Source organism: Virgibacillus indicus (genome assembly GCF_002266285.1).
Lineage (GTDB): Bacteria > Bacillota > Bacilli > Bacillales > Amphibacillaceae > Virgibacillus_K > Virgibacillus_K indicus.
In genome coordinates this window covers 72,198-98,279 of the sequence record NZ_NPMS01000010.1, presented here as the reverse complement: position 1 = coordinate 98,279, position 26,082 = coordinate 72,198, and the positions used below count along the sequence as shown (strand labels likewise).

The window sequence follows — 26,082 nt, the reverse complement described above, 5'->3', positions numbered from 1 at the left end:
CACCTCTTGGTTGTTAGCGTTCTCATTTAGTGTTAAAAAAGCAACTTCTATAAACTAAATCTGAATTTGTTAAAGTTTATAGAAGTTGCGTTGTCTTTATTGTTTACTTCGCTTTGTTGTTAAAGCTGACTGCAATGCGGCTGCCTATTTTAGCATTGTGTTTTACTAATTCAATATTTACATCAAGGCTCTTGCCATCTGTTAGTTCTTTAACTTTACCAAGTAAAAATGGTGTTGAGTCTTTACCAATAATATTATTTTCTTCAGCCTCTTTGATTGCCTGACTGATGATTCCATTGATATAATCCTCATCCATTGCATGTTCTTCAGGAATTGGGTTCGCAATCACAAGTCCGCCATCCAGGTTTAAATCCCATTTTGCCTTCATTGTATCAGCTATAACATCTACAGATTCTGTAGAGAAGTTTAGTTTGAATTCACTATTTCTTGTATAGAATGCCGGAAGAACTTCTGTTTCATATCCAACTACAGGAACACCTTTTGTTTCAAGGTATTCTAATGTAAGTCCCAGATCCAAGATTGATTTAGCACCTGCACAAATAACAGCTACATTTGTTTGTGATAATTCTTCTAAGTCTGCTGAGATATCCATTGTTGTTTCTGCACCACGATGAACGCCGCCTATACCACCTGTTACAAATGTTTCGATTCCAGCCATTTCAGCACAAATCATTGTTGTAGCAACTGTTGTCGCACCTAATTGTTTTGTTGCGATAACCTGTGGCAAGTCACGTCTTGATACTTTAGCAATTCCTGAGCTATTGCCAAATACTTCTAACTCTTCATCTGTTAAACCGATTTTAATTTTTCCATCGATAATTGCAATCGTAGCTGGTACCGCTCCATTATCCCGAACGATTTGTTCTACTTCACGAGCCATTTTTACATTTTGAGGATAAGGCATTCCGTGTGAGATAATCGTTGATTCTAATGCAACAATTGCTTTCCCTGCGTCTTTTGCTTCTTGCACTTCTTTTGATAATTCAAGATAATTTTTCATTTAAAATTTCCTCCATGTCGATTTTAATTTGTTGTTCTGATAATTCCTGTCTAACGGTATATTGTGAAGTTATGGTTTTATGTGAATTCACTAATCCGGAATGGATAATATAATTCATGTCTTTCTTCTGCAGCCAGGAATGGATTACAGCGGAACAAAACGAATCTCCAGCTCCAGTCACATCAACTACTTCTGGTGTATGAATTGCTGGGTAATAGCGGATGTCTCCATTTTCATTTCCAAGAACGACACCCTCTGCTCCATTTGTGACGATGACATTTTTAACGCCTAATTCCAGCCATCTCTTAACAGCGTATTTCCAATCATCAATATTGCTTATTTTCATATTTAAAAATGTCTCAGTTTCATCTTTATTTACAATAAGCCAGCTTATTGCGTCTAATGACTCCGGTAGTCTTTTCATTTTCGGAGATGAAACTGGAATCACAATCAATGGAATATGATGTTCAATTGTGAATTGGCTAAGAAAATCAACAGTTTCCCTAGGGCAATTCAAATCGATGATAATACATTTTGCCTGTTTAAGAATATCTATTTTGCCCCTTAATAATTCAGGAGTAATTTCATCAAAAACGTCCATATCTGCTAATGCAATTGCTAAGTCACCATGTTGATCCAAAACTGCCGTATAAGAGCCAGTTGCTGCATGATCAAATTGTGTTACATGTTCTAAATTCATAAATGGTGATGATACAAGGTCAATCTCTTTCCAATCTAAATCATTGCCGGCTACTGAAATTAAAACAACTTCTTCGCCAAGTTTCCCCAAGTTTTCAGCTATATTTCTCGCAACACCCCCAATAGTTTTTGAAGAATTTACTGGATTGGATGTACCAGAAGTTATTGCTTGCTTTACATAGAATTTTCTATCGATATTAGCTCCCCCTACACAAATGATCGGTTGCTTTTTATTTGTATTTTCAGAGGGGTTCTTTCTTACAGATGTTTTGTTATAACTATCGTGAGTAATTTTTCTCACCTTCTTTCAAACTTTATAAACAAATGTTTACTCGTTAAACCTATGTCCTAGTATACGCTTTCATCTCAAAATGTCAACTATAATTATTTAGTTTAAGAAGTCTATTGCCTACTATGTAACAAAAAAAGACATTCTTAGGTAGGAAGAATGTCTTTCGTTTAGAGCAGAAATTATAAGGTTTAGTCAGCAGTTATCGGACCGAGCTGTTTTTGCTTAAATATATTTTTTATAGGCTTTTTTGATTAATAATTTGTCATTCCATTTTATCGAAGGCAATCCAATTCCAATAATAATAACAGCAATACCTGCTATTTGCAGGAAGGTTACCGATTCCCCGAGCAGCAGAACGGAGACTGTAACGGCAACAGGTAACTCAAAAGCACTGAGAATGGAGGATTTACCCGATCCAACTCTTGGGATGGCTAGCGAAAATAAGAAGACTGGAATAATCATCCCAAATAATCCTAACGCCAATCCATAGATCCATAACCCCTCATCGAATAAAGTTCCATTCCAGATAATCTCTGGTGACTGGAGGATTGCAGTTGTAATAAAAGCAAAAAGCGAAACGATCAGCAACCGATTCGATGTTCCCATACCTTTAATTTCTTTCCCATTAATATAAATAAAAAGGGAGAAACAGACTGCAGCAGCGAGTCCCCACAACCAGCCTTGAATGGGAATTTGGCTTAAATCAACATCGATCAAGCCTGCAGCTGGGATAGTTCCTGCAAATAACACGATTAATGAAATAAATTCAATCCTGCTTGGCAGTTTCCGTTTAGCGATACAGGAAATCAGCATTCCAATCCAGGTGAATTGAAATAAAAGAACGACTGCAAGTGAAGCTGGTACATAAATAAGGGAGCGGCTATATAAAATATTTGTCACGGCTGTTAAAACTCCAGCCAAAACAAGTATTTTCATACCGTTAAAATTTAGTTTTCCCCGGTTTATCAGTACAAAAATACAAAAGGCAAGGAAAAAGCCGATTAAAAACATACCTGTAATTGCCTCCGATGCTGTGAATCCCTTCTGCATAGCCAGTTTAATTATTGTTGATACGACACCATAACTACTGGCCGCTATGATAACCAAAAGTGGATAAATCCAAGTTTTCATTGCTTTATTCCTCCAAATATATTAATTTTATATTGATTTTAAGGAGCAAACTTATCTGTGAGACAGGAAAGTTAGATCCATTTTCTATCACTATAAGTAGAACAAAGCTAGCCGTATAAAGGCTCAGCCAGGTTTTTATTTTTAAACGTTTAGTTTCCTGCAAAAAAATCAATAGCTTTTACTATAAACCTAGATTGGACTTTTTGACAATAACTAATTACCATATAATTAAAATAGCCAGTTGAATTTTGCCTAAGATTAATGGAAAGTAATCCCTAGTTAGCCAGCATTAACTTGAAAAACTGGAGGGACTTACTAAATCAAATTTTTAATTTATCTTTTAAAAAGTTTTTCTAATCAGAAATGAGGCAGTTTACATGAATAAGGAAAATCAGATTTTACACCATATAAAAATAAATCCCTATATTTCACAACAGGAGCTAGCAGCAAAGGTTGGATTATCACGATCAGCTGTTGCAAACTATATAGCTAATCTGACAAGGCTTGGGGAAATTAAAGGGCGTGCCTATGTTCTAAAAGAAGATTCATCGATTGTCTGTATTGGCGGTGCGAATACGGATCGGAAAGCCAAGTCTGATCAAAAGGTGCATCTTCATTCTTCCAATCCAGTCAAAATAACGGAAGTTTGTGGTGGAGTTGCGCGGAACTTTGCTGAAAATTTAAGCAGGCTTGGTCATAACGCCTCGCTAATGACCTGTGTAGGAAATGATAGAGAAGGAGAATGGATAATAGGAGAAACGAAAAAGCAAGGGGTTGACGTAAGCCAAGTTTGGATTTTGGCGACAAAGCGGACAGGAACATATACTGCTTTGCTGGATGTCAATGGGGAGATGGTTGTTTCCATGGCGGATATGAATATATACGATAACATTACCATTGAAATGATCGAAGAAAAATGGTCTTTCATTGCTGCGTCACAAGCTATCTTTTTAGATACGAATATTCCTGAGGATTGCATTCGTTTTTTAATCGAGCGGTGTAAAGATGAAAACATCCCTCTGTACATTAACCCTGTATCTTCAGCAAAAGCGCAAAGGCTACCTTATGATCTTGAGGGGGTGGAATTGTTGATTCTTAATCAAGAAGAAGCGGAAATGCTGATTGGATCAGCTATAAATTCAGCGGAGGAATTTCATGCTGCCAATGAAAAAATCCAGGAACGCGGAGTGAAAAAGGTGATTATTATGCTGCCTGATGATGGTATCTACTATGCTTCACAGGAGGAATCCGGACATTTGCCACCATACAAGACTGATATTGTTGATGAAACAGGAGCAGATGATGCATTTGCATCATGTGCAATTTATGGAATCATGAACGGTGACTCTTTGTCACGTGCATGTCAATTGGGGCTAGCCGGTTACTCCCTTACACAACAAACAGAGCGCTCTGTATCCGCTGAACTAAGACCAGAAAAAATATATGCTCTAGCAGAAGAAGGGTTATAGAGGAGGTTTATTACCTAATACTAACCACCTACTGGGATCTTGATTTGACAATTCCTTCCGTTGTCTCTAAGACATACAATAAGTTTGCTTTTTCTCAAATGTTTTTATTTGGATTAATAGGAGATAAACCAACGGGGAAGCAATAGGTTATTTCAAATTTGGATAAAAGGTAGAGCAGCTAGAGAAAAAATATGCAATAACTCCAACTCCTTTGGTTAATCAAAATTAATATAAATTCAGGCTAAATCTCATAGTGGGTTTAGTCTTTTTTATTCGATAAGCCTTCATTGTCCTTCCGATGATTCTCACTTTCCTATTTAACAGAAAGTTGATTTGACAAAATAGTCCATAGTTTTTATAATGAAAATATATTCATTCATTATAAAAACAGAGGTGAATTATAAATGCAATCAAGAGGTGATATGTTTACGATTGTAAAAGCAGATAAAGTAACTATGGATGTAAGGACGCAAATGTCTGAAATTTTTGCAGAAGGGTTTTCACAGTGGCTAGACTATTTTTCCAAGGATAAAAACAAAATTGCAAAGGCTTTTGCTCACATGTTTGCTTTAGATCAATTTTATTTAGCTGTAGTTAATGACAAAGTTGCTGGAATGGCCGCATGCACAAATGGCAAAACTTTATCGATAAAACTTAATAAAAAAGAACTGCGGAATCACTTAGGTCTTATAAGAGGCGGAATTGCAGGGATAGTCTTAAAAAAGGAATGGGAAGCTCCTTTTGAAAATTTCCCTCCAAATACAGGCTCGATTGAATTTGTTGGAACAGCTGCTCAATTCAGGGGACAAGGTGTAGCATCAGAGATTATACGTCATATTCTTAAGAATGCTACGTACAATGATTACGTAATTGAAGAAGTAGCTGATACGAATATTCCTGCAATGAAATTATACAAAAAATTAGGTTTTGAAGAATATAAAAGAAAGACTTTTCCTGAAAAGAGAGCTCAGAAAAGTGGAATCAATAATCTCTTATCCTTAAAGTATGTTAAATAATAAATATAAGTTTCTGTTGGAAAAGGGAGGGATAATTTTGCCTAGAACGCAAGAACAATATGAGGCAATGAGAACAGCAACAAGAAATAAAATTCATTCGGCAGCAATAAAGCTATTTGCAAAAAAGGGGTTTGCAGCTGCAAGTGTAAAGGATATTGCAGAAAATGCAGGAATCAGTATAGGGCTGATGTACCGTCACTATAAAACCAAAGGGGATTTATTTAATGAGCTGATTTCCTACGCTGCTGAAGGATTAGAAGCAATAGTTACTAGGTTCCAAAGTGATGAGTCACCAATAGAATTAATTCGCCAGTTTACGCTGGAAATTTTGGATGATCTTAATAATGATGATGAAATAGCAGAATTTTACATGCTTATGAATCAATCCTTGAGCATGGAAGAGCCCTCTTTTCAAATTCAGGATCTTAACAAACAGAGTGATGCAATGTTAAACCAAACAATAAGATTAATCGAAAAGGGTCAGAAATATAATCAGTTTAAACAGGGAAATGCTTCGGAAATGGCTTTTTATTTTTTGGCATCCATACAAGGGTTGATGATGATTAAACTTACTATGGGAGAAAGGTTCGAAACACCTAGTCTTAAAATAGTTACAGGTTTTTTAATAAGGGACGGTCATGATTGAACTAATGTATTAGTACCGCTGCATTTGGAAGCAGATATAAATTGGCTGGCTATGATAGCGAAGGATTGAAGTTATGAATTCAAGAATGCTCAAACCAGTTAGGCTTGAGCATTCATGATTTTTAATCCTATTTCCTATTTTGCTGCATCATTTTTACATTATCTCTATGAAAGGGGGAGTCAACAGGTTCGTCCACAACGCTGAATGCATTCATATCCAAGTCAAAGAAGTCAAAATGCTTCATGCCATTAAAATCCTCAATCTCAGTAGTTTTAACCCCGCTGCTATTGAGTTCGTGATAGATAGTGTCAATATCTTTAACTAGAAAGTTAAAATAAGAATTTTTCCTGTCGCCTTTAACAACAAATTCAGAAGGCTGAGTTTCTTCCACCTCTATCAATCCCAACTGGGTGTCACTGTCTGGAAAATAAAAACCTGCACCCTCTCCCCAGCCCTCAATTTTCTTAACGCCCAGATGTTTTTCATACCACTCCGTCGCTTGCTCGATATTTGTAACCGGGATGAATATACTTCCTACTTTAATCATAGAGCCTCTCCTTTGAAAAAATTTTTTTATTTACTTAATTTCTGGATGATGTGAGGGGGTTCCTGTTAATCCAGCAAAAAACAATAAAAAGTAGCCTTAACCTACGGAAAATAAGTTTAAGGCCACTTTGTTTAGAAGGGGAGGAAGACTACTTTATTATTATTTATTTTTGCTTAGGATTCGTATTTGTTTCACGTTGTGGTTCGATATCCTGATTTGGATCGTTTGCTTTCTTCTTTTGCTCCAAAGAGTCATCACTCTGCTTCTGTCCTTTTTCTGAATTTGACATCGTATCACCTCTCTCAGGCAGTATTGAATGTTTTCTGCTTATAAGTACGATTACCGTTATCAATATTAATAAAACATAGATATGCTATGATTGAAAAAGGAGGGAACTCGAATGATATACATAGGTTTAACAGGCTGGGGAGACCATTATTCCTTATATCCTGCTGATATAAAACCAGCAAGTAAACTATCCGAATACAGCAGTCATTTTCCCGTTGTAGAAGTGGATGCGTCCTTTTATGCAGTGCAGCCTCTGCGCAATGCTTCTAAATGGGTAAGAGAGACCCCGAAGAATTTTCGGTTTGTTGTGAAGGCATATCAAGGGATGACCGGTCATCAGCGAAAAGATATTCCTTTTGAATCAAAAGCAGAAATGTTCAATGCATTCAAAGAATCTTTAAAACCTTATCAGGAAGCAAATAAGCTTGCAATGGTCCTGTTTCAATTTCCGCCATGGTTTGACTGCAGATCAAAGAATGTGACTTATCTGAGGTACTGTAAAAAAATGATGGGAGATATCCCGGTAGCTCTGGAATTCAGGAATCAGTCATGGTTCAATGACAGCTATCGTAAAAGTACACTTTCCTTTATGCAGGAGGAAGGATGGATTCATTCAATCGCTGACGAACCACAAGCGGGGGATGGCTCTATTCCTATCGTTCCGGAAGTGACTAATTCAACTATAACATTGGTTCGTATGCATGGCAGAAACCTGCACGGATGGACGAAGCCAAAAGATAAAGATACAAATTGGAGAGAAGTCCGTTATTTATATAAATATAATAAGGAAGAGCTATTGGAGTGGGAAGGCAGATTAAGCCAATTGACAAGGGAGTCAAAAGATATTATCGTCCTGTTCAATAATAATTCCGGTGGAGATGCAGCAGGTAATGCTAAAGAATTCCAATCGATGCTTGGTATTGAGTATGAAGGACTTTCACCACGACAATTGGATTTATTTTAGATATTTATAAAACACCATTCTAAACCCGCAGCATATTAACAATGCTGCGGGTTAAAAACATTCTAACATTCATTTGAATTTGTTGACACTATAAGCAAAGAAGCATAACATAAAAATAATCAAACAATTATTTGAATGAGGTGTTCCTATGAGTAAATCATTAACTGAAAAATCGCCTAATGATACATGTGAAATATTCTGTTTTGACGAAGAAAAAGTAAATAGAATTCAGCCACAAATCGAACAGGTTAATGGAGTGGAACAGATTTTCAAAGCACTGTCCGACGCTACCCGCCTGAAAATTGCCTATGCACTTACATTGGAAGAGGAACTTTGTGTGTGTGATGTGGGAAATATTATTGAAGCATCTACTGCTACAGCCTCCCATCATTTACGATTGCTGAGAAAAATGGGCCTGGCAAAATATCGCAAGGAAGGGAAACTAGTTTTCTATTCACTGAAGGATCAACACATCCATCAGCTGGTTTCCATTGCAATGGTACATGCGAAAGAGGGTGTTTGAAGTGGCAGCAGATAAGAATATCTATCGTTTGCAGGGCTTATCATGTACAAATTGTGCAGCAAAGTTTGAGAAAAATATTCGGGATATTGACACGGTTGAGCATGTCCAGCTTAATTTTGGAGCTGCAAAAATAACGGTTCAAGGTGAAGCAACAATTGAACAGCTTGAGCAAGCAGGAGCCTTTGACAAAATTAAAGTATTCCCGGAGCGTCAACGTGTAATAGAGAAAAAGGAAGTATTTTGGAAGAAAACTGAAAATATTACGGCACTGATTTCTCTTTTCCTGATCATTATAGGCTATGTATCCTATTTTCAATTAGGAGAAACACATTCCATAACAATTGGTACCTTTCTGGCAGCTATATTAGTTGGTGGATTCAGCTTATTCAAGGTTGGATTAATGAACTTAACAAAACTGCAATTTGATATGAAAACATTAATGACCATTGCTGTGATTGGTGCTGCAATTATCGGGGAATGGGCGGAAGGTGCTGTAGTTGTCTTTTTATTTGCAGTGAGTGAAGCGCTGGAAAGCTATTCTATAGATAAAGCACGCCAGTCAATTAAATTATTAATGGATATCGCTCCAAACAGAGCACTGATAAAAAGAGGAAACGAGACGGTGGAAATAGATGTGGAAGATGTTGTAATTGGTGATTTGATGCTGATTAAACCAGGGCAAAAAATTGCAATGGATGGAGAAGTGATAAAAGGCCGATCCTCTATTAATCAAGCGGCAATCACAGGAGAATCCATTCCGGTTCAAAAAACTCCAGGTGAAGAGGTATTTGCAGGAACATTGAATGAGGAAGGATTCCTGGAAGTCCGTGTAACCAAGTACGCAGAAGATACCACCATTGCAAAAATCATTCATTTAGTAGAAGAAGCGCAAGCTGAAAGAGCACCTTCTCAGCAATTTGTTGATAAGTTTGCAATGTATTATACCCCAGCTATTATGCTGATTGCACTGTTAGTGGCAGTTATCCCGCCATTATTCTTTGGTGGAGTATGGTCTGAATGGGTTTATAGTGGATTGGCTGTACTAGTTGTTGGATGTCCCTGTGCCCTGGTAATCTCGACACCTGTAGCAATTGTTACAGCAATCGGGAATGCTGCACGAAATGGGGTGCTGATTAAAGGTGGCATCCATCTTGAAGAAACTGGTCGATTGAGTGTAATTGCATTTGATAAAACAGGCACACTTACAGAAGGGAAACCGGAAGTTACTGATATAATTCAATTAGCCGAGATTGGTGATGGGGAAATTCTGGGTCTTTCCCGAGCCATCGAAGAGTTCTCGCAGCATCCACTTGCTTCAGCAATAATTAGAAAGGCAAAAAAGGAAGATACTGAAGCTTACACTGCAGAAAATTTCCAATCCATCACTGGAAAAGGTGCAAGAGCTGTTATAAACTCTGCCGAATATTACATTGGCAACCCAAGTTTGTTTGAAGAGATGTTTGAAATTCCAGTTGATGCAATGGATAAAATTAAAGTATTACAAACGCAGGGGAAAACTGTTATGTTAGTTGGTACGAATCAGGAAGTGAAGGGCTTAATTGCAGTAGCAGATCAGATAAGAAAAGGCAGTCTGCCGATTATCCAAAAGCTTTACAAGCTTGGAATCAAAAAAACAGTGATGCTGACAGGTGATAATCAGACTGCAGGGAATGCAATCGGAAAGGAATTAGGTTTAAGTGAAACAAAGGCAGAGCTTCTGCCACAGGACAAATTAAATTCCATTAAAGCGCTGAAAGAACAGCATGGAAATGTAGCGATGGTTGGAGATGGTGTTAATGATGCTCCGGCATTAGCGGCTGCAACAACTGGTATTGCTATGGGTGGTGCCGGGACAGATGCTGCTATCGAAACAGCAGATATTGCACTGATGGCTGATGACCTGGAAAAGCTGCCATATACGATTGCTTTAAGCAGAAAAACGCTGGCAATCATTAAACAAAATATTTCTTTTGCGCTTGCATTAAAAGCAGCGGCACTTCTTCTGGTTATTCCGGGCTGGCTGACACTTTGGCTTGCAATATTTGCAGATATGGGTGCAACAATTATAGTTGTACTTAACTCATTAAGACTTATTAGAACAAAATACAGTAATTAATAGAGACTGTTTTCTAATTTGGCTTGCGGGTCTGCTTTAAAAAATCCCCTTTTGTATAATTTACAAAAGGGGATTTTGATTTTTATGTATATACTAATCCAATTACTATTGCCGATGATGATTAAAAATGGTATGCTATTAAAGTATTTGATTTTTAGACCACTGAAATACAAATATCCAATTATATTGTATCAATTACCATTTGAGAAGTCAAGAGATAATTAAAAATAGATTGGGGCTGATTTAATGAGTGATGAAAATAATAGCCGTGAGATGGAGCAAGACCGTGTCGATCATGTCATCCATGAGATCAACAAAAAAGAAAAAAAGCTATATGCCAAATCATCTGATTTAAAGGAAAGTGTTGTTGAACTTCGGAAAAACTTCTGGGAAGATGTTACCGTAAACCTGGATGAGCCGGATGATGTCATTGAAACACAGGCCAGCCTAAAGCAACAGGCGGAATTACTATCGGAGAGGGAAAGATTCCATGGAAAAGTCGGAGAAGAACTGAAAATTTTAAAGAGGCTGAAGGACTCTCCATATTTTGGAAGAATCGATTTCCTGGAGGATTCAGAAAATCAGGAGGACCAGATTTATATTGGAATATCTTCCCTGATGGACAGTGATGATGAGGACTTTCTGATTTATGACTGGCGTGCACCGATTTCCGGTCTTTACTATGACCATTCACCGGGTGAGGCTGCCTTTGAAACAATCGAAGGAACAATAGCAGGAGAGATAACCCTTAAAAGACAGTTTATTATAAGACAGGGCATGATTAAAGGCATGTTTGATACAGGGGTTACGATAGGTGATAGCCTTCTGCAGCAGGCACTTGGAAATAATGCCAGCACCACAATGAAAAGTATTGTAGCTACCATTCAGCAAGAACAAAATAAAATTATTCGAAATGAAAAAAGTGACCTTTTAATCGTGCAGGGAGTAGCGGGCAGCGGGAAGACATCTGCGGCCTTGCAGCGTATCGCCTACTTAATGTACCGCTACAGAGAAGAGCTGAACGCCGATAATGTTGTTCTCTTCTCACCGAATCCATTATTTTCAAGCTATATTTCGAATGTGCTTCCAGAGTTGGGCGAAGCAAACGTAAGGCAAACTACTTTTTTAGACTATCTAGTGGATGGGATTGGAAATAAATTTACGATTGAATCCCCATTTGAACAAATGGAATATGTCCTGGCAGAAACGAATCAAAAAGATTATTCCATTCGAATGAAAAGCATGGATTTTAAATCCAGTCTTGCATTTAAATCTATTATCGAAGAATTTGTTTCCTATTTAAAAGCTCATGATATTCAGTTTAAAAATATCAGCTTTCGCAACCAGGTCCTTATTTCCAAGGAGCAAATTTATGATTATTTTTATTCTCTGGATGATGAAATAGCGATACCAAATAAAATGGAGCTTGTTTCTAAATGGCTTCTAAAGGAATTACAGTATCATCAACGGCAGGAGAAGGACAAAGATTGGGTGATGGAGCAGGTAGAGCTGCTGGACAAAGAGTCCTATTTAAAAGCATATTATGAATCACAGGCTGGAGATGAAGATGAAGAGGGCAATGCGGCAATGGAGGAGGAAATTTTGCGCAGAGCTGTTGTGAAAAAGGTATTTTCAAAAATGAAACGTCTTATAAAACTGTATGAGTTTGTACATGTATCAGCAACTTATAAAAAGCTTTTTACAGAATGGGAGCCGGGAAACAGCCCTGAACACTGGAGGGACATTTGCCAGTTAACAGCACTCGATTTATCCCGAAAATCTTTAACTTGGGAGGATGCTGCACCTTATCTGTATTTTAAAGGAAAACTGCTGGGTGATAATACAGACCGTTCTGTCCGTCATTTATTTATAGATGAGGCACAGGATTATTCAGCCTTTCAGTTTGCTTTAATCAAAAGTCTGTTTCCGTATACCAGGATGACTTTACTGGGAGATATCAATCAGGCAATCTATACAAATACAACAAAGGAAAACCCGCTTATCCCGAAAAATCAACCCTGGGAGCATGAGAGAATTACGCTGACGAAAAGCTACCGTTCAACAAAACAAATCACAGAGTTTACAAGAAGTTTTGCACCAGGCCATGAGGAAATCGAGGCTTTTGAGAGAAATGGCAGCAAGCCGAAACTTAAAGGGATGAAAAATCAAGAGGGGCTTGAGGAAGCTCTGATAAATGAGGTGGAAAGTCTTAAAGACACGGGCTATCAGACAATCGCCCTTATTTGCAAAACATTAGAGGAAAGTGAAGAGATATTTAATTTATTAATGAATAAGTTAAATTTGAAACAAGTAAACGAAGAAACGTATTCCTTTGAAAAAGGGATATTGGTTCTTCCAGTGTATCTGGCGAAGGGAATTGAGTTTGATGCTGTAATTCTCCCTGATGCATCGAAATATACTGTTGAATCAGATAGAACGCTTTTTTATACAGCCTGCACCAGAGCGATGCATGAATTGATTATGGTAAGTGCAGACGAAACCTGCATGTTTATTGCAGAGGCTCCACTTGAAACGTATGCAATAGATTAATCTTCTGTTAACGATCAACAACTTCTGACTTTGTTTAGAAGAGTTGATCGTTTTTTTAAATTAAAGTATGTATAAAATATGACAGTAGCTAATTCCATAAACAGTCATGTACAGCTCCATTTGTTTTCATGATGAAAACTTTCCTATCCATTAATTTTATAGCACCTATTAACATGTTTTACAATACAAATTGACAAAATATTTTACAAATTTTTTAAAATATAATGTTTTTTCATGTAATATATTGCATTTTGCTAAAAAAGATAGTATTATAGTCACACTGATATATTGCATACGGCTCAAACAACGCGTTAATTGTCTGAAGATTTGAGCTAATGTCAAAATAATATACACATCCTGGAGGGGACAAGAGAATGAAGAACAAGCTGTCATTATCATCATACACTGCTATCGGATTCATGTTATTTGCATTATTTTTTGGGGCTGGAAATTTAATTTTCCCTGCGCAGCTGGGTCAATATGCTGGATCTAGCCTATGGCCGGCTGCAATTGGGTTTTTAATAACTGGAGTAGGGTTGCCACTGCTTGGAATCTTAGCAATGGCATTCTCGGGAAGCCGAAACTTACAGGAATTGGCAAGCAGGGTTCATCCTGCTTATGGAATCTTTTTTACTGCATTGCTTTATTTGTCCATTGGGCCATTCTTTGCTGCACCAAGAACAGGTACCGTAGCGTTTGAGGTAGGGATTGCCCCATTTGTGGGAGAGGGATCACAGCAAATTGGTTTACTTATTTTTTCTATCATCTTTTTTGCTATAGCACTTTTATTTTCATTGTATCCGGCAAAGATCGTGGATAATATCGGAAAAATATTAGCACCTGGCTTAGTTGTTCTGCTTCTTGTTCTTTTGGTAATGGCTTTTGTCAACCCGATGGGCTCAATGGGGACACCTCAGGAGGGCTATACAAGCGGGGCATTTATGACAGGTTTCCTGGAAGGCTATAATACGATGGATGCATTAGCCTCTCTTGTGTTTGCGATTATCGTAATTAATGTTATTCGTTCCATGGGTGTCACATCAAAAGGGGAAATACTTTCAGCAACTGCTAAATCTGGTAGTATTGCGATTGCATTGCTTGGCATTATCTATTTGGGAATTGCTTACATGGGTTCCACAAGCACTGGAGCATTGGGGCTTTTTGAAACAGGCGGACCAGTTCTGAGCGGTGCTGCATCTTATTACTTTGGCACAGTCGGTTCTGTATTGCTGGCAGTCGTGATTATTCTCGCTTGTTTAACGACTGCGATTGGACTAATTACAGCAAATGCGGAATACTTCCATACATTGCTTCCGAAACTCAGCTATAAAACATTGGTTGTATTCTTTTCTGTAATAACATTCGTCATAGCGAATTTTGGATTAGCGAATATTATTGCCTTTTCTATTCCTGTACTGATGTTCCTTTATCCACTTGCAATTGTTCTGATGTTATTGGCCTTTTTATCACCATTGTTCAATGATGCAAGAATGGTGTATGTGTCAACAATTGGAGTTACATTACTGATTAGTACGTTTGATGGTCTAAAAGCATTAAGTGGATCACTTGGTGTTGAGTTCGGATGGATGACTCCAATTATATCCTTCTATGAAAATGCATTGCCATTATATAATCAAGGACTTGGCTGGCTGATTCCGGCATTAGTGGTTATTGCAATTACGGGTGTTATTGCACATTTGCAGCATAAAGTAGAGACAGTAAATGCCTAAATAGGCTGTATATAGGTTACATGACAATTGAAAAGAGGCTATCACTAAAATTATGGTGATAGCCTCTTTATTTTACGGGTTAAAGACAGTGAGAGTTACCTTACTTAATCCTTCTATTATTTTTATAGAACAGTATTCAATTGATACCGATCTATGGTTATTTATTTTCTTCCCGGAAATCTTCTATCGTGCGGAGCCAGTTTTCCTTCATGACAGCAGAAACCTTTTCTCCTTCCTGTTCTTTCATTAATTTTATAATTGTTTCATGCTCTGCTATAGACTTTTCGGTCAATGTAATGGAGTTGTGAAAAAATAACCTTCTCACATGTCCCTGAAGTGATGTGATCAGCTTATGTATATATGGGTTGTTTGCGGTATCAACAATAATTTGATGAAAGTCCTCATCAATTTTTAAAGCAGCATAAAAATTCTTGGAACGAATGGCTTCTGCAAATCGCTTATTGGTGCTTTCCAGTAATGTAATAATATCATCAGTTAAATTGGAAATAGCTAATTCAGCAGATAATGCCTGTAAAGCAGCTAATGGCGGCAAGAGATCTTTGATTGATTCTCTTTCCACTTCTGTAACCTGTGTAGCTTTACCGGGATACATTTTTACAAAACCCTGGACCTCAAGAAGCTGCAGAGATTCCCGGACCGGAGTTCTGCTTACACCTAAAGCCTGGGCCAGTTCAGTATCATTTAATTTCTCACCGGGAAGCAAAGTCCCGTCTATTATCCATTGCTGCAGCTGATTGAATGCGCTTTCTTTTGCAGTTTGCCGGGACGGTTTTGTATGATCTGTCGGTACGGGCATAAGAATCACCTTCCAAATAAAATTAAAGAAATCTTGTAAACTCTATTATACAATAAAAATGGGCTTATTAATATACAATATATCAGATTTTTATTATGCTATTGAACAATTATTTGTTATTCTCTTCTAAAGGAGATGAAGACGTTGGCTAAAAGCTTTTTTACGGTTAATCTTTCTACAAATGAAAAGCAGTCGTTCACAAATCTGGATAGAGATTTAGGGGACATTTTAAAAGAAAGCGGGATTCGTGACGGGATAATGATAGTATATTGTCCACATACTACTGGAGCGATAACGATTAATGAAAATGCTGATCCGGATGTGAAAACAGATTTGAAACAGGGACTTAATGAAACGTTCCCTAATAAGGAAGAGTACATCCATATGGAAGGAAACTCGGACGGTCATATGAAATCCTCTGTTGTTGGAGCAAGTGAAACATTGATTATTTCGGATGGTCGTATGGTACTCGGAACCTGGCAAAGTGTTTATTTTTGTGAATTTGATGGTCCAAGATCAAGAAAAGTCCATGTGAAGGTGATGGAAGGTTAGCGGAAAGCCTTTATAAGAAGGATATTAGATGGAACATTAGTGAGAGCAGTATGGAATAAAATTTCTAAAAAAATGCCGCGAAGTCAGGATTAACCCTAACTTCGCGGCTTTTAGTTCCGAATTAATTTTCATTTCCAAATTTGTTATACGCCCCATGCATTACAGGGCCTACATATTCATTCAGCTTCCAGCCATGTTTAATTGCCGCAGTAACAAAATCTTTTGCGGCAATTACGGATTCTTTGACAGATTTATCATTAGCCAGATTTGCTGTAATTGCAGCTGCAAATGTACAGCCTGCGCCGTGATTATACGTTGTATCAAGTTTATCCTTTTCAAGCAGAGTGAATTCTTCTCCATCATAGAAAAGATCCAGTGCTTTGTCATGATCAAGAGCTTTGCCACCTTTAATAATGACATTTTTGGCACCCAGTTCATGAATTTTCACTGCTGCATTTTTCATATCATCAATCGTTTTAAGTGGACCAGTTTGTGCAAGCTGACCGGCCTCAAATAAGTTCGGAGTAGCAATGGTTGCGCGTGGAAGAAGAAGTTCACGCATAGCATCGGTATTTTCCGGCTGCAGTACCTCATTCTCTCCTTTACATACCATAACAGGATCAAGTACAAATTTTTCAAGCTTGTACTCATCAATTTTTCTTGCTCCAAGCTCAATAATATCCACTGAACCAAGCATTCCTGTTTTCATTGCATCAATGCCTGCAGACAAAATGGTATTCAATTGTTTTTCAACAATATCAACGTCTATTGGATATACACCATGACTCCAACCATTATCTGGATCCATGGTAACAATAGAAGTAAGTGCGTTCATTCCATAAACGCCATGCTCCTGAAACGTTTTCAGATCTGCCTGTATTCCTGCGCCGCCGCTTGAGTCTGAGCCAGCAAGTGTTAAAGTCTTCTTCATTGTCATCTGATTCACTCCAAACTGTAATTCGTAGTTTTCTGTGTCTGTTACTAGGATATACTATTTTTTCTATCAAGAAAAGTATAAATTTATGGAATTCTGCCCATCAAATAAGGTTAATCAAACGTTTGATTGAGAGTGTTCAAATCCGCAGCCGTATTATCTTTCTGATCAAAATATTTTTGCTTAACTTATTGGTCATTTCACCTTTTATGTTTTCTTTCATCAGAAACGACCTTCACTGAAAGCCGCATAATATCACTTGATGGAAAAGAAAGGTTATTTCGGACTTATTCAGGGAACTCTACAGATATGAAAAATCCTTCCCTAGATATGTCACGGAAAGTTCCTTGGAATGTCATTCAATTGTCAATACCACGGCATTTATTACATATCAAAATAGTTTATACTATGTGCATAGTGAAAATAAAATCTAAAAACAATTACCTTAATTATTGATCAATATTGAACATAGTAACAACAGGAGTAACATAAGGAGGTTATACCGTGATGGAAATGGATCCGGTTTTAATGAGTCGCTTGCTGACAGCACTGACTCTTGGGTTTCATATTATTTTTGCAACACTTGGTGTCGGGGTTCCCTTAATGATTTCGATTGCTGAGTTTATCGGGATTAAAAAGAAGGATCCGCACTACTTGATGTTAGCCAGACGCTGGGCTCGGGGATTTGTTATAACGGTTGCTATTGGGGTCGTAACGGGTACAGCAATTGGACTTCAGTTATCCTTATTATGGCCAAATTTTATGCAAATCGCTGGAAATGTTATTAGCCTGCCATTATTCATGGAAGTCTTTGCATTTTTCTTTGAAGCTATTTTCCTTGGGATTTATTTATATACATGGGATCGATTTAAAAAGCCATATACACACTGGCTGCTGTCACTTCCTGTAATCATTGGCGGTGGACTCTCAGCTGTATTTATAACAACCGTAAATGCATTTATGAATACACCTGAAGGTTTTACAACAGGTGCGAGCGGATTTGCGCAAATCAATCCAATTGATGCAATGCTGAATCCTGCTACCCCAACAAAGGTGTTCCATGTTTTAAGTTCGGCTTATGTAACGGTTGCAGCTATTTTAGCAACCATTGCAGCTTTTTCGTTATTAAAAAAGAAAACATCTGAATATCATAAAAAAGCGTTGAAACTGACCGTAACACTTACATTTATATTTGCACTTCTAACTGCATTGGCGGGAGATTTCTCCGCAAAATTTCTTGCAGAACATCAGCCTGAAAAACTGGCTGCTGCTGAATGGCACTTTGAAACGGAAGAGGGTGCCGACTTAATATTATTTGGCTGGCTTAATGATGACGATGTTCCAGCCGGGGCAATTCGCCTGCCAGGTTTACTGAGCTTTTTGGCACACGGGGATTTTACCAGTGAAGTAACCGGTTTAGCAGAATTTCCTGAAGAAGAGCGCCCGCCTTTATGGATCCATTATATGTTTGATCTAATGGTAGTCATTGGTATGTATCTGGCGGCAATTTCACTAGTTTATTTATTTATAAGTAAAGTGAAGAAATGGAATGAGCACAATAAATGGATGCTGAGACTTCTTGTGTTAACAGGTCCATTAGCTATGCTGGCAATTGAATTTGGCTGGATTTTTGCTGAAGAAGGACGGCAGCCTTGGATTTTGCGTGGCTATATGACAGTTGAGGAAGCGGCGACTTCTTCCCCTCATGTTGGCCTGATGTTTATTCTGTTCCTGGGGCTGTATACGCTGCTTGGTGTATTGTGTATAGTTATTCTAAGAAGAATGTTTCGCAACAGTCCGGCCGAGGAAGAGCTCGAGAAAAAATACCCTGTGATAGAAAAGGGGGATAACGAATGAGCTATGAAATAATTGGAATCACGGTTTTATGGATTTTTCTTTATGGTTATGTGATTGTCGCGTCCGTTGACTTTGGTGCAGGATTCTTTGCGTACTATGCGAAAATCACTAAGAAAGACCACATTATCAATCAATTAATATCCAGATATTTATCACCGGTCTGGGAAGTTACGAATGTGTTCTTTGTCTTTTTCTTCGTTGGTATTGTTGGATTTTTCCCGGACTCTGCCTATTATTATGGGACGGCATTACTGGTTCCAGCAAGTATTGCCATCATCCTCCTTGCAATAAGGGGCTCGTTTTATGCTTTTGAAAACTATGGGTCAAAGCAGAGTAATGTCTATATGTTTCTGTATGGAGCTACCGGTCTGCTGATTCCTGCTTCATTATCAACTGCTTTGACGATGTCTGAAGGTGGCTTCATTGTGGAGAGAGACGGCGTCGTTTCACTGGAATATCTGGAGCTGTTTACCAGCCCCTATTCCTGGAGTGTTGTATTCCTGGCAATCGTGTCCGTGCTTTTCATCAGCGCGACTTTCCTGACTTTCTATGCAGCAAGAGCAAATGATACAGAGGCATTAAAATTGGTTCGGAAATATGCGCTGTTCTGGGCAACACCGACTATTGTCGCTTCACTGACAACTTTTATCGCATTAGGTGAACATAACCACAGACATTACAGTAACATGATGGATCTTTGGTGGGTGTTTGGCTTATCTGTAGGGTTTTTTATGATCGCATTGGGTTTAATTTATGCGGAGAAATATTATGGTCTGGCATTTATTAGTGTAATGCTGCAATTTTTCTTTGCCTTCTTCGGATATGGAGCAAGCCATCTGCCGTATATACTGGATCCTTATATTACGATTTATGAAAATGCTACACATGAATCGACTGGTATTGCCCTGATCGTTGTATTTATCGCAGGATTATGTTTGCTGATTCCCTCACTGATATTATTGATGAAACTATTTTTATTCGATGCAGATTATGTGAAAGGGAAAAAATAACGCTTAGCTTCACCTAAGGAGACATGGACATGAATAATCTAAGAGCTGCTGTTTCTGCAGAGAAAAAAATCTTCATAAGTCTCTTTATCTTGTCAATAATCACAGGTTTAATGATTATTGGACAGGCATATCTGCTTGTTGCAATCATTGACGGTGTTTTCCTGAAAGAACAGACCTTTCCTGAAATCCTCCCATTATTGGGAGGATTATTGTTCGTTCTTTTTGCCAGGGTATTATTCAGTTATTTAAACGGACGCAAAGGCATCCAGATGGGTGCCAAAGTAAAAAGTGATTTTCGTAAAGCACTTTTAAATAAATATACCCGAAACCCTATTCAGTCATCACTGCAAGGGCAGTCAGGCAAAAAGGTAAGTGTGATGATGGATGCTGTTGACGAAGTGGACAGCTATTTCAGTCAATACCTTCCGCAGGTCATTCAATCATCTGTTATCCCGCTGCTGATACTTATCATTATTTTTACACAACATGCAAATACCGGCTTTATCATGCTGATTACCACACCATTTATTCCAATATTTATGATTATTATAGGAATGCAGACAAAAAAGAAATCAGAAGAGCAGCTGGAAAAGCTTGGAGAGTTTTCAGGTAGATTTCTCGATATATTGCAGGGACTTGTCACACTTAAATTATTTGGAAGGGCAAAGCAGCAAAAGGATGTAATTAAGGAAAGCAGTCTTAGCTTTAGAGAAGCGACAATGGAAATATTAAAAGTTGCCTTCACCAATTCATTCATGCTTGAACTGATTTCGATGCTGAGTATCGGAATCATTGCATTGGAGGTGGCACTCCAGCTTATTTTGTTTGATGGAATTACTTTCTTTACAGCTTTTTTCGTATTAATCCTTGCTCCTGAATTTTATACATCGCTGAAAGAACTGGGTAATGCCTTTCACAATGGCCGCAGCAGCATGGGGGCAGTGGAAAAGATAACAGCAGAATTGCAGGAACCGGAGCAAGCTGTGGCCTGGGGAGGTTTAACGCTGGAAAAAGAGGAGACACCACCGAAGATTTCCTTAGATGGTTTAAACTTTAGTTATGGTGAGAACCAGTTTGCATTGGAAAATATTTATTCTGAGATTCCACCATTCAGCCAAACAGCAATTGTTGGTCCGAGTGGATCGGGAAAAACGACGTTTCTGCATATCATCGCAGGGCTTATTGCTCCATCCTCTGGAAAAATGATTGTTAATGGCAATTCCCTGACAAGTTACAGGGAGGAGCAATGGTTTAATGAGCTAAGCTATATTTCGCAGCATCCATATATTTTTTCTGGTACGATTGCAGAAAATATTGCGATTGGTGCGAATTCTGAGGTTTCTCAAGAGGATATAGAACAGGCTGCTGAGGAAGCAGGGATTATGGATTTAATTGAGTCATTTGAAAGTGGATATGAAACACCAGTGGGAGAAGCGGGGAGAGGACTGTCAGGAGGAGAGAAGCAGCGGCTCGCAATTGCAAGAGCTTTTCTGAAAAAACCATCTGTAATTCTTTTTGATGAACCAACTACTGGGCTTGACCTCCATACGGAGCGCATTTTACAGGCATCCATTAAAAAGCTGTCACAGCACGCTACTGTAATAACAGTTGCACACCGGCTTCATACGATTAAAAATGCAGATCAGATTCTTTTCCTGGAAAATGGAAAGGTGCTTGGATCTGGTACGCATGAACAACTTATCAGCGAAGTTGCAAAATATCGCGAAATGGTTACCATTCAGCAGGGAGGGATTGCCCGATGAAGGATCTTGCAATTGTCACTAAATTAATGCTGGCAGAGAAAAGAGATATCTTCTATTCGATTATCGCTGGCTTTATTGCGGGAATAGCTGCTGTAGGACTGTTTGCTGCGAGCGGTTATCTTATCTCCAAAGCAGCGCTGGCTCCCCCTTTATATGCATTAATCATACTGACCTCAACAGTGAAGCTGCTTGGTTTTACACGAGCATTAGCCCGTTATGCGGAGAGGTATTTTTCGCATCGTGCTACGTTTACTATTTTAAGTAATTTAAGGGTATCCTTTTTTGAAAAGCTGGAACCTCTTACACCTGGTATATTTCAAAAGTACCGGAGTGGCGACCTGCTATCCCGTATTGTTGGGGATGTTGAAAGCCTGCAGAACTTCTTTTTAAGGGTATTTTATCCACCGATTGTTTTAATTATGGTCTGTTTAAGCACTATTTTATTCACACTATACTTTTCAATTTATACAGCCATCCTCTTGCTTATTGGGCTTGTATTGACAACGTTTATTGTACCTGCACTGTTTACGGTAAAACAACGGAAAATCAACAGTCGGGTAAGGGAGGAAAGAGGGAAGCTGTCAACAGAGGCTGCAGAGCTTTTGTATGGTTTTCGTGATTTGAAAATATATCAGAAGCTTGCGGATAAAGAGCAGGAATTAATTGTGTCCTCTAAAAGCTATATTAATGAGCAGGAGACGGAGGAAATCAATACTGCCTTCAGTAAATCCGTAAATACGTTTCTCTCACTTTTTATTACATGGGCCGTTTTGGGTCTAGGAGCCTACTATGTAGCAACTGGCCGATTGGATGGGATTTTTCTTGCCATGCTTGTAATGATTGCCATTACTGTTTTTGAGGATGCATCTTCAATGGCAGTTTTTCCAATCTATCTAAATGATACTAAACGTGCAGCGAATCGGCTGTTTTCTGTTGTGCATGAGGACGAAACGACTGAAGCAGAACCGGGGAACTGGAAGGAGCTCCCGAAGAATAAGGCTTTATCCATTGAAATGGAAAGTGTCAGTTTTACATTTCCAAATGAATGGAGAAAAGCTTTGGAGGATATTACAATACAATTGCCAGCAGGTTCAAAAACGGCTATTGTCGGTCCGAGTGGTTCTGGCAAATCAACATTACTTCAGCTTCTTCTGAAAATGCATCCCGCTGACGAGGGGGATATTTGGGTGGGAAATTTATCGAGTGCTGAAATCTGTCAGGAGAATCTTTGGAATGTGTCCAATGTTGTCTTGCAGGAAAACCATTTTTTCTATGGTACGATCCGGGATAATCTACGGTTAGCCGGGGATGAATTAACGGCTGATGAAATGGAAGCAGCACTGCTGAACGTACAGCTCGATCATTTTTCCCTGGAAGATCCGGTTTTCGAAAAAGGCGAAAACCTGTCCGGTGGTGAAAAACAGCGATTGGCGATAGCACGGGCAATGCTGAAGGGAGGGAGCTGCTGGTTCCTTGATGAGCCTACATCCTCCATTGATGCATTGACAGAACAATCGATATACAAACATCTTTTCGAGCAAGCAAAGGACGACACCTTAGTGCTTGTCAGTCACAGGTTGACTGGGATTGAAAAGATGGATCAGATTATTGTAATGGATCAAGGAAGGGTTATTGAGTCTGGTACATTTACAGAACTGATGCAGCAAAAAGGATATTTTTATGAAATGAAAGAAATTGAGAAGGATTTGTTTTAATATTAGAAATAGCATTAAGAAGGTCATTCCAATTGGATGGCCTTCTTAATTATTCAACGTGCTTTCATTAATACAATTAACTCATATGGCTCAAGTACAGTAAATTCACCATTCACTTCTTGTTGCTGCTGTTTTCTTTTACTATCATTCGTTACAGCAACCTGCCAGCTGCCTGTGGATGATAATTGGAGCTGATGCTGTTTTTTTGTCGGGTTTACATAGATGGAAAAATCTTCGCTATCTCCTAATAAGGTGAATCCAAAAGTGGGGTTAGGTGTGTCTAAAACATGAAACCTTCTTTTGATTTCCTGCTTTGAGGCGAGCCTGAAGACATTATGTTTTTTTCTCAATGTAATGAGCCTTTTAATAAATTCTATATTTTCATCTTCTGTTTCTCTTTTATTCCAGTCCAATTGATTGATTCGGTCCCCAGAGTTATAACTGTTCTCATCACCTTGCTTGCACCTGAACCACTCCTGTCCCGCATGAATGAAGGGAACGCCCTGGCTTAACAACGTTATGCCTGTTGCAAGCTGGTGAATCTTTTTTCGGTCTGATTCGTTATCCTTACTATTTGTGAGAAGCAGTCGGTCCCACAATGTATGGTTATCATGACATTCAACATAGTTAACGGTCTGGTTTACTTCAGAGACGAAGGGATCTCCAAATGCATCAAGTGTTGAACCGGAAATGAGATTAGGCATTCTTTCGATAAACCTTCCATACCCATTTACAAATCCAGTATCATTCACATCAAACAGGTTGCCTTTCAGTGAATCACGAAAATAATCATTGAAAAATCGGATTCCCGGCAATCGTTGCGAGTTGAAAGAGGCAGCTTTCTGATCGGGAGCGAGTGCTGTTGGCAGATTCCATCCTTCCCCTAATAACAAGACAGGGACTTCTTCTTGCTGACATCGTTCATGAATGCAGTTCATCGTGTCAATATCCATAGAACCCATTAAATCAAAACGAAATCCATCTACATTATATTCCTTTAACCAAAAATCAATGGTATCCAAAATAAACTTTCGTGCCATGATTTTCTCTGTTGCAATATCATTTCCAACCCCTGTTCCATTACTAAGGCTTCCATCATTGTTATAGCGGAAATAGTATCCTGGAACGGCTTTTTCAAAAGGTGATTCCTCCATAATAAAAACATGATTAAAAACAACGTCAAGAATGACAGAAATCCCTTCTCGATGGAATGTATGAATCATGTTTTTGCATTCATTGATTCGTGCAAGCGGATTTCCAGGTGAATTTGAATAACTGCCTTCTGGAACCTGAAAATATAATGGATCATATCCCCAATTATAATCTTCTTCAGGATGAAGCTCATTTACACGGGCAAAGTCATTAATTGGCAAGATCTGTACATGCGTGCAGCCTAATTCTTTTATATAGGAAAGGGCTGTGGAATAGCCATTTTCAGTAACAGTATTCATTTCCGCTAAGCCTGAATATTTCCCCTTGTGAATCACTCCACTTTCTCCGTGTATCGTTGCATCTCTCACATGCATTTCATAAATTATTGCATCCTGCAAATTTCCCAGCTGCGGTCTTGTGATTTCCGATTGCTCTGTCCGGGCAAAGTCAATTACTACTCCTTTTTCACTGTTTGCGAGCATACCTTTTGCATACGGGTCATTTACAATGGTTGTGTTGCCGTTCACTTCTATCTGATAGTTATATGAAGTACCGTGCCATTCACCATTTACCCTAATCTCCCATACCCCTTTTTCCTGCCGGTTTAATGAAAGCAATAGATTGTTTAAAGATAATTTAACAGAAGTGGCTGTTGGAGCCCATATGGAAAAAGTAGTTCCAGATTGATCACAGTCAGCTCCTAAAACAGATTCTTTGGCAGAGTAGTGTCTATCAAACCAATCTGTTCTTACAATTGCTCTGGGAAAGACAGGGATCTTCTTTCCTCCCCATAAAAGCATAAGGGATTCTCCCATCGGAAGCTCTTCGTACAGAGCTAACTTTGCAGTAACAGCATCTATCTTCTCATCCAGTTTTACCTGGAAAGTAGTTCCTTTAGTTTCCCAATGTATAGCGGGTTTCTTATCATCTTGCAGTAATAATTCAATATTATTCCCAGAAACGGTCACTACATGGACATCATCAATCCAGGCCACATGATTTTCCATAAAAGCAGCTCCTTTTTCCTACTCTATATTTCAGTATATGTATGAACCCTCATTCAAGGAAACTTATTTGATTCCAGAATAATTTCTAACAAATTTTTGAACAAATTGTAAACCGAATATAGTCTTTTTTACTATAACTTAAGGTAATTAGATACACTTCGACAGGAAGCATCCTTTTCCCTTTATTTTTGGAAAAACCTGTCGAACGAATCTTCTGAAAACATCTTGAAATACCAAAAATTAGGACCTATAATTATCCATATTCATAAGGTGAGGAATTCAT

At 38.4% G+C, this 26,082-nt stretch carries 22 protein-coding genes; 14 read left to right on the top strand and 8 right to left on the bottom strand.

The genetic code is table 11. The features are described 5' to 3' along the window. Nucleotides 1-103: 103 nt before the first annotated feature. The 3 genes from CIL03_RS16805 to CIL03_RS16795 form a co-directional block, all read right to left on the bottom strand. Entirely contained in the window at nt 104-1,021 is a 918-nt protein-coding gene (locus CIL03_RS16805) for a pseudouridine-5'-phosphate glycosidase (RefSeq protein ID WP_094887048.1), read from the bottom strand. Continuing rightward, on the bottom strand, nt 1,005-2,021 hold the full coding sequence (locus tag CIL03_RS16800; protein ID WP_094887047.1) for a carbohydrate kinase family protein: 1,017 nt from the start codon (nt 2,019-2,021) through the stop codon (nt 1,005-1,007). The genes CIL03_RS16805 and CIL03_RS16800 overlap by 17 nt, the downstream gene beginning before the upstream one ends. 213 nt (nt 2,022-2,234) lie before the next feature. Further along, nucleotides 2,235-3,143 carry an EamA family transporter gene (locus CIL03_RS16795; protein ID WP_094887046.1) on the bottom strand — a complete coding sequence of 303 codons (909 nt, stop codon included), beginning with the start codon at nt 3,141-3,143 and terminating at the stop codon, nt 2,235-2,237. A gap of 377 nt (nt 3,144-3,520) precedes the next feature. On the opposite strand from CIL03_RS16795, the gene CIL03_RS16790 reads away from it, so the two are divergent. The 3 genes from CIL03_RS16790 to CIL03_RS16780 all read left to right on the top strand — a co-directional run bounded on the left by CIL03_RS16790 (nt 3,521) and on the right by CIL03_RS16780 (nt 6,274). Then, on the top strand, nt 3,521-4,612 hold the full coding sequence (locus tag CIL03_RS16790; protein ID WP_094887045.1) for a PfkB family carbohydrate kinase: 1,092 nt from the start codon (nt 3,521-3,523) through the stop codon (nt 4,610-4,612). Nucleotides 4,613-5,034: 422 nt separating this feature from the next. Beyond that, nucleotides 5,035-5,628 carry a GNAT family N-acetyltransferase gene (locus CIL03_RS16785; RefSeq protein WP_094887086.1) on the top strand — a complete coding sequence of 198 codons (594 nt, stop codon included), beginning with the start codon at nt 5,035-5,037 and terminating at the stop codon, nt 5,626-5,628. 37 nt (nt 5,629-5,665) lie between these two features. After that, nucleotides 5,666-6,274: a TetR/AcrR family transcriptional regulator gene (locus CIL03_RS16780; RefSeq protein WP_094887044.1), complete on the top strand. Its 609-nt coding sequence runs from the start codon at nt 5,666-5,668 to the stop codon at nt 6,272-6,274. A 127-nt stretch (nt 6,275-6,401) separates the two neighbouring features. Here CIL03_RS16780 and CIL03_RS16775 read toward each other — a convergent pair whose 3' ends face one another. Both CIL03_RS16775 and CIL03_RS20295 read right to left on the bottom strand, forming a co-directional pair. Beyond that, complete coding sequence (locus CIL03_RS16775) at nt 6,402-6,821, bottom strand: VOC family protein (protein WP_094887043.1); 420 nt, start codon at nt 6,819-6,821, stop codon at nt 6,402-6,404. A 163-nt stretch (nt 6,822-6,984) separates the two neighbouring features. Next, a complete protein-coding gene (locus CIL03_RS20295; RefSeq protein ID WP_276282965.1) occupies nt 6,985-7,110 on the bottom strand; it encodes a hypothetical protein in 126 nt (41 codons plus the stop codon). Nucleotides 7,111-7,221: 111 nt separating this feature from the next. Between CIL03_RS20295 and CIL03_RS16770 the strand changes: the two genes are divergently transcribed. The 6 genes from CIL03_RS16770 (at nt 7,222) to brnQ (ending at nt 14,992) form a co-directional block, all read left to right on the top strand. Further along, a complete protein-coding gene (locus CIL03_RS16770) occupies nt 7,222-8,073 on the top strand; it encodes a DUF72 domain-containing protein (protein WP_094887042.1) in 852 nt (283 codons plus the stop codon). A 148-nt stretch (nt 8,074-8,221) separates the two neighbouring features. Beyond that, on the top strand, nt 8,222-8,596 hold the full coding sequence (locus CIL03_RS16765; protein WP_094887041.1) for an ArsR/SmtB family transcription factor: 375 nt from the start codon (nt 8,222-8,224) through the stop codon (nt 8,594-8,596). Next, nucleotides 8,577-10,712 (top strand): heavy metal translocating P-type ATPase, encoded by a 2,136-nt coding sequence (locus CIL03_RS16760; RefSeq protein ID WP_133087840.1) that lies wholly within the window; start codon nt 8,577-8,579, stop codon nt 10,710-10,712. Before CIL03_RS16765 ends, CIL03_RS16760 begins: the two co-directional genes overlap by 20 nt. An 84-nt stretch (nt 10,713-10,796) precedes the next feature. Continuing rightward, complete coding sequence (locus tag CIL03_RS19925; protein WP_165767992.1) at nt 10,797-10,937, top strand: hypothetical protein; 141 nt, start codon at nt 10,797-10,799, stop codon at nt 10,935-10,937. Nucleotides 10,938-10,958: 21 nt separating this feature from the next. Continuing rightward, on the top strand, nt 10,959-13,262 hold the full coding sequence (gene helD, locus CIL03_RS16755; RefSeq protein ID WP_094887039.1) for an RNA polymerase recycling motor HelD: 2,304 nt from the start codon (nt 10,959-10,961) through the stop codon (nt 13,260-13,262). Nucleotides 13,263-13,636: 374 nt separating this feature from the next. Next, nucleotides 13,637-14,992, top strand: a complete 1,356-nt coding sequence (brnQ, locus tag CIL03_RS16750; RefSeq protein ID WP_094887038.1) for a branched-chain amino acid transport system II carrier protein — start codon at nt 13,637-13,639, stop codon at nt 14,990-14,992. A 157-nt stretch (nt 14,993-15,149) separates the two neighbouring features. On the opposite strand, the gene CIL03_RS16745 is transcribed toward brnQ, so the two are convergent. Beyond that, nucleotides 15,150-15,809, bottom strand: a complete 660-nt coding sequence (locus CIL03_RS16745; RefSeq protein ID WP_094887037.1) for a GntR family transcriptional regulator — start codon at nt 15,807-15,809, stop codon at nt 15,150-15,152. A 144-nt stretch (nt 15,810-15,953) separates the two neighbouring features. Here CIL03_RS16745 and CIL03_RS16740 point away from each other — a divergent pair, with 144 nt between their 5' ends. Continuing rightward, the gene (locus tag CIL03_RS16740) at nt 15,954-16,361 is read left to right on the top strand and encodes a secondary thiamine-phosphate synthase enzyme YjbQ (protein ID WP_240508120.1); all 408 of its coding nucleotides are present in this window, start codon (nt 15,954-15,956) and stop codon (nt 16,359-16,361) included. Nucleotides 16,362-16,482: 121 nt separating this feature from the next. Here CIL03_RS16740 and pdxK read toward each other — a convergent pair whose 3' ends face one another. After that, entirely contained in the window at nt 16,483-17,298 is an 816-nt protein-coding gene (pdxK, locus tag CIL03_RS16735; protein WP_094887035.1) for a pyridoxine/pyridoxal/pyridoxamine kinase, read from the bottom strand. A 504-nt stretch (nt 17,299-17,802) separates the two neighbouring features. Between pdxK and CIL03_RS16730 the strand changes: the two genes are divergently transcribed. Genes CIL03_RS16730 through cydC form a run of 4 tightly spaced genes read left to right on the top strand, consistent with a single transcriptional unit; the run spans nt 17,803 to nt 23,640 of the window. Further along, nucleotides 17,803-19,152: a cytochrome ubiquinol oxidase subunit I gene (locus CIL03_RS16730; protein ID WP_165767994.1), complete on the top strand. Its 1,350-nt coding sequence runs from the start codon at nt 17,803-17,805 to the stop codon at nt 19,150-19,152. Next, nucleotides 19,149-20,162 (top strand): cytochrome d ubiquinol oxidase subunit II, encoded by a 1,014-nt coding sequence (locus CIL03_RS16725; RefSeq protein WP_094887033.1) that lies wholly within the window; start codon nt 19,149-19,151, stop codon nt 20,160-20,162. Before CIL03_RS16730 ends, CIL03_RS16725 begins: the two co-directional genes overlap by 4 nt. Before the next feature lie 29 nt (nt 20,163-20,191). Further along, entirely contained in the window at nt 20,192-21,925 is a 1,734-nt protein-coding gene (gene cydD / locus CIL03_RS16720) for a thiol reductant ABC exporter subunit CydD (protein WP_094887032.1), read from the top strand. Beyond that, nucleotides 21,922-23,640, top strand: coding sequence for a thiol reductant ABC exporter subunit CydC (gene cydC / locus CIL03_RS16715; RefSeq protein ID WP_094887031.1), 1,719 nt, complete (start codon nt 21,922-21,924; stop codon nt 23,638-23,640). Before cydD ends, cydC begins: the two co-directional genes overlap by 4 nt. Before the next feature lie 53 nt (nt 23,641-23,693). Here the strand turns inward: cydC and pulA are convergent, their stop codons facing one another. Beyond that, nucleotides 23,694-25,799, bottom strand: a complete 2,106-nt coding sequence (gene pulA / locus CIL03_RS16710; protein ID WP_094887030.1) for a type I pullulanase — start codon at nt 25,797-25,799, stop codon at nt 23,694-23,696. Nucleotides 25,800-26,082: the final 283 nt, after the last annotated feature.

Bases quoted from the DNA above. Each gene is read 5' to 3' on its own strand.
- CIL03_RS16745 (WP_094887037.1), bottom strand. From the start codon at position 15,809: ATGCCCGTACCGACAGATCATACAAAACCGTCCCGGCAAACTGCAAAA.
- CIL03_RS16775 (WP_094887043.1), bottom strand. From the start codon at position 6,821: ATGATTAAAGTAGGAAGTATATTCATCCCGGTTACAAATATCGAGCAA.
- cydD (WP_094887032.1), top strand. From the start codon at position 20,192: ATGAATAATCTAAGAGCTGCTGTTTCTGCAGAGAAAAAAATCTTCATA.
- CIL03_RS16785 (WP_094887086.1), top strand. From the start codon at position 5,035: ATGTTTACGATTGTAAAAGCAGATAAAGTAACTATGGATGTAAGGACG.
- CIL03_RS20295 (WP_276282965.1), bottom strand. From the start codon at position 7,110: ATGTCAAATTCAGAAAAAGGACAGAAGCAGAGTGATGACTCTTTGGAG.
- CIL03_RS16805 (WP_094887048.1), bottom strand. From the start codon at position 1,021: ATGAAAAATTATCTTGAATTATCAAAAGAAGTGCAAGAAGCAAAAGAC.
- CIL03_RS19925 (WP_165767992.1), top strand. From the start codon at position 10,797: ATGTATATACTAATCCAATTACTATTGCCGATGATGATTAAAAATGGT.
- CIL03_RS16730 (WP_165767994.1), top strand. From the start codon at position 17,803: ATGGAAATGGATCCGGTTTTAATGAGTCGCTTGCTGACAGCACTGACT.
- CIL03_RS16770 (WP_094887042.1), top strand. From the start codon at position 7,222: ATGATATACATAGGTTTAACAGGCTGGGGAGACCATTATTCCTTATAT.
- pulA (WP_094887030.1), bottom strand. From the start codon at position 25,799: ATGGAAAATCATGTGGCCTGGATTGATGATGTCCATGTAGTGACCGTT.
- CIL03_RS16725 (WP_094887033.1), top strand. From the start codon at position 19,149: ATGAGCTATGAAATAATTGGAATCACGGTTTTATGGATTTTTCTTTAT.
- brnQ (WP_094887038.1), top strand. From the start codon at position 13,637: ATGAAGAACAAGCTGTCATTATCATCATACACTGCTATCGGATTCATG.
- CIL03_RS16790 (WP_094887045.1), top strand. From the start codon at position 3,521: ATGAATAAGGAAAATCAGATTTTACACCATATAAAAATAAATCCCTAT.
- cydC (WP_094887031.1), top strand. From the start codon at position 21,922: ATGAAGGATCTTGCAATTGTCACTAAATTAATGCTGGCAGAGAAAAGA.
- helD (WP_094887039.1), top strand. From the start codon at position 10,959: ATGAGTGATGAAAATAATAGCCGTGAGATGGAGCAAGACCGTGTCGAT.
- CIL03_RS16795 (WP_094887046.1), bottom strand. From the start codon at position 3,143: ATGAAAACTTGGATTTATCCACTTTTGGTTATCATAGCGGCCAGTAGT.
- CIL03_RS16765 (WP_094887041.1), top strand. From the start codon at position 8,222: ATGAGTAAATCATTAACTGAAAAATCGCCTAATGATACATGTGAAATA.
- CIL03_RS16760 (WP_133087840.1), top strand. From the start codon at position 8,577: ATGCGAAAGAGGGTGTTTGAAGTGGCAGCAGATAAGAATATCTATCGT.
- pdxK (WP_094887035.1), bottom strand. From the start codon at position 17,298: ATGACAATGAAGAAGACTTTAACACTTGCTGGCTCAGACTCAAGCGGC.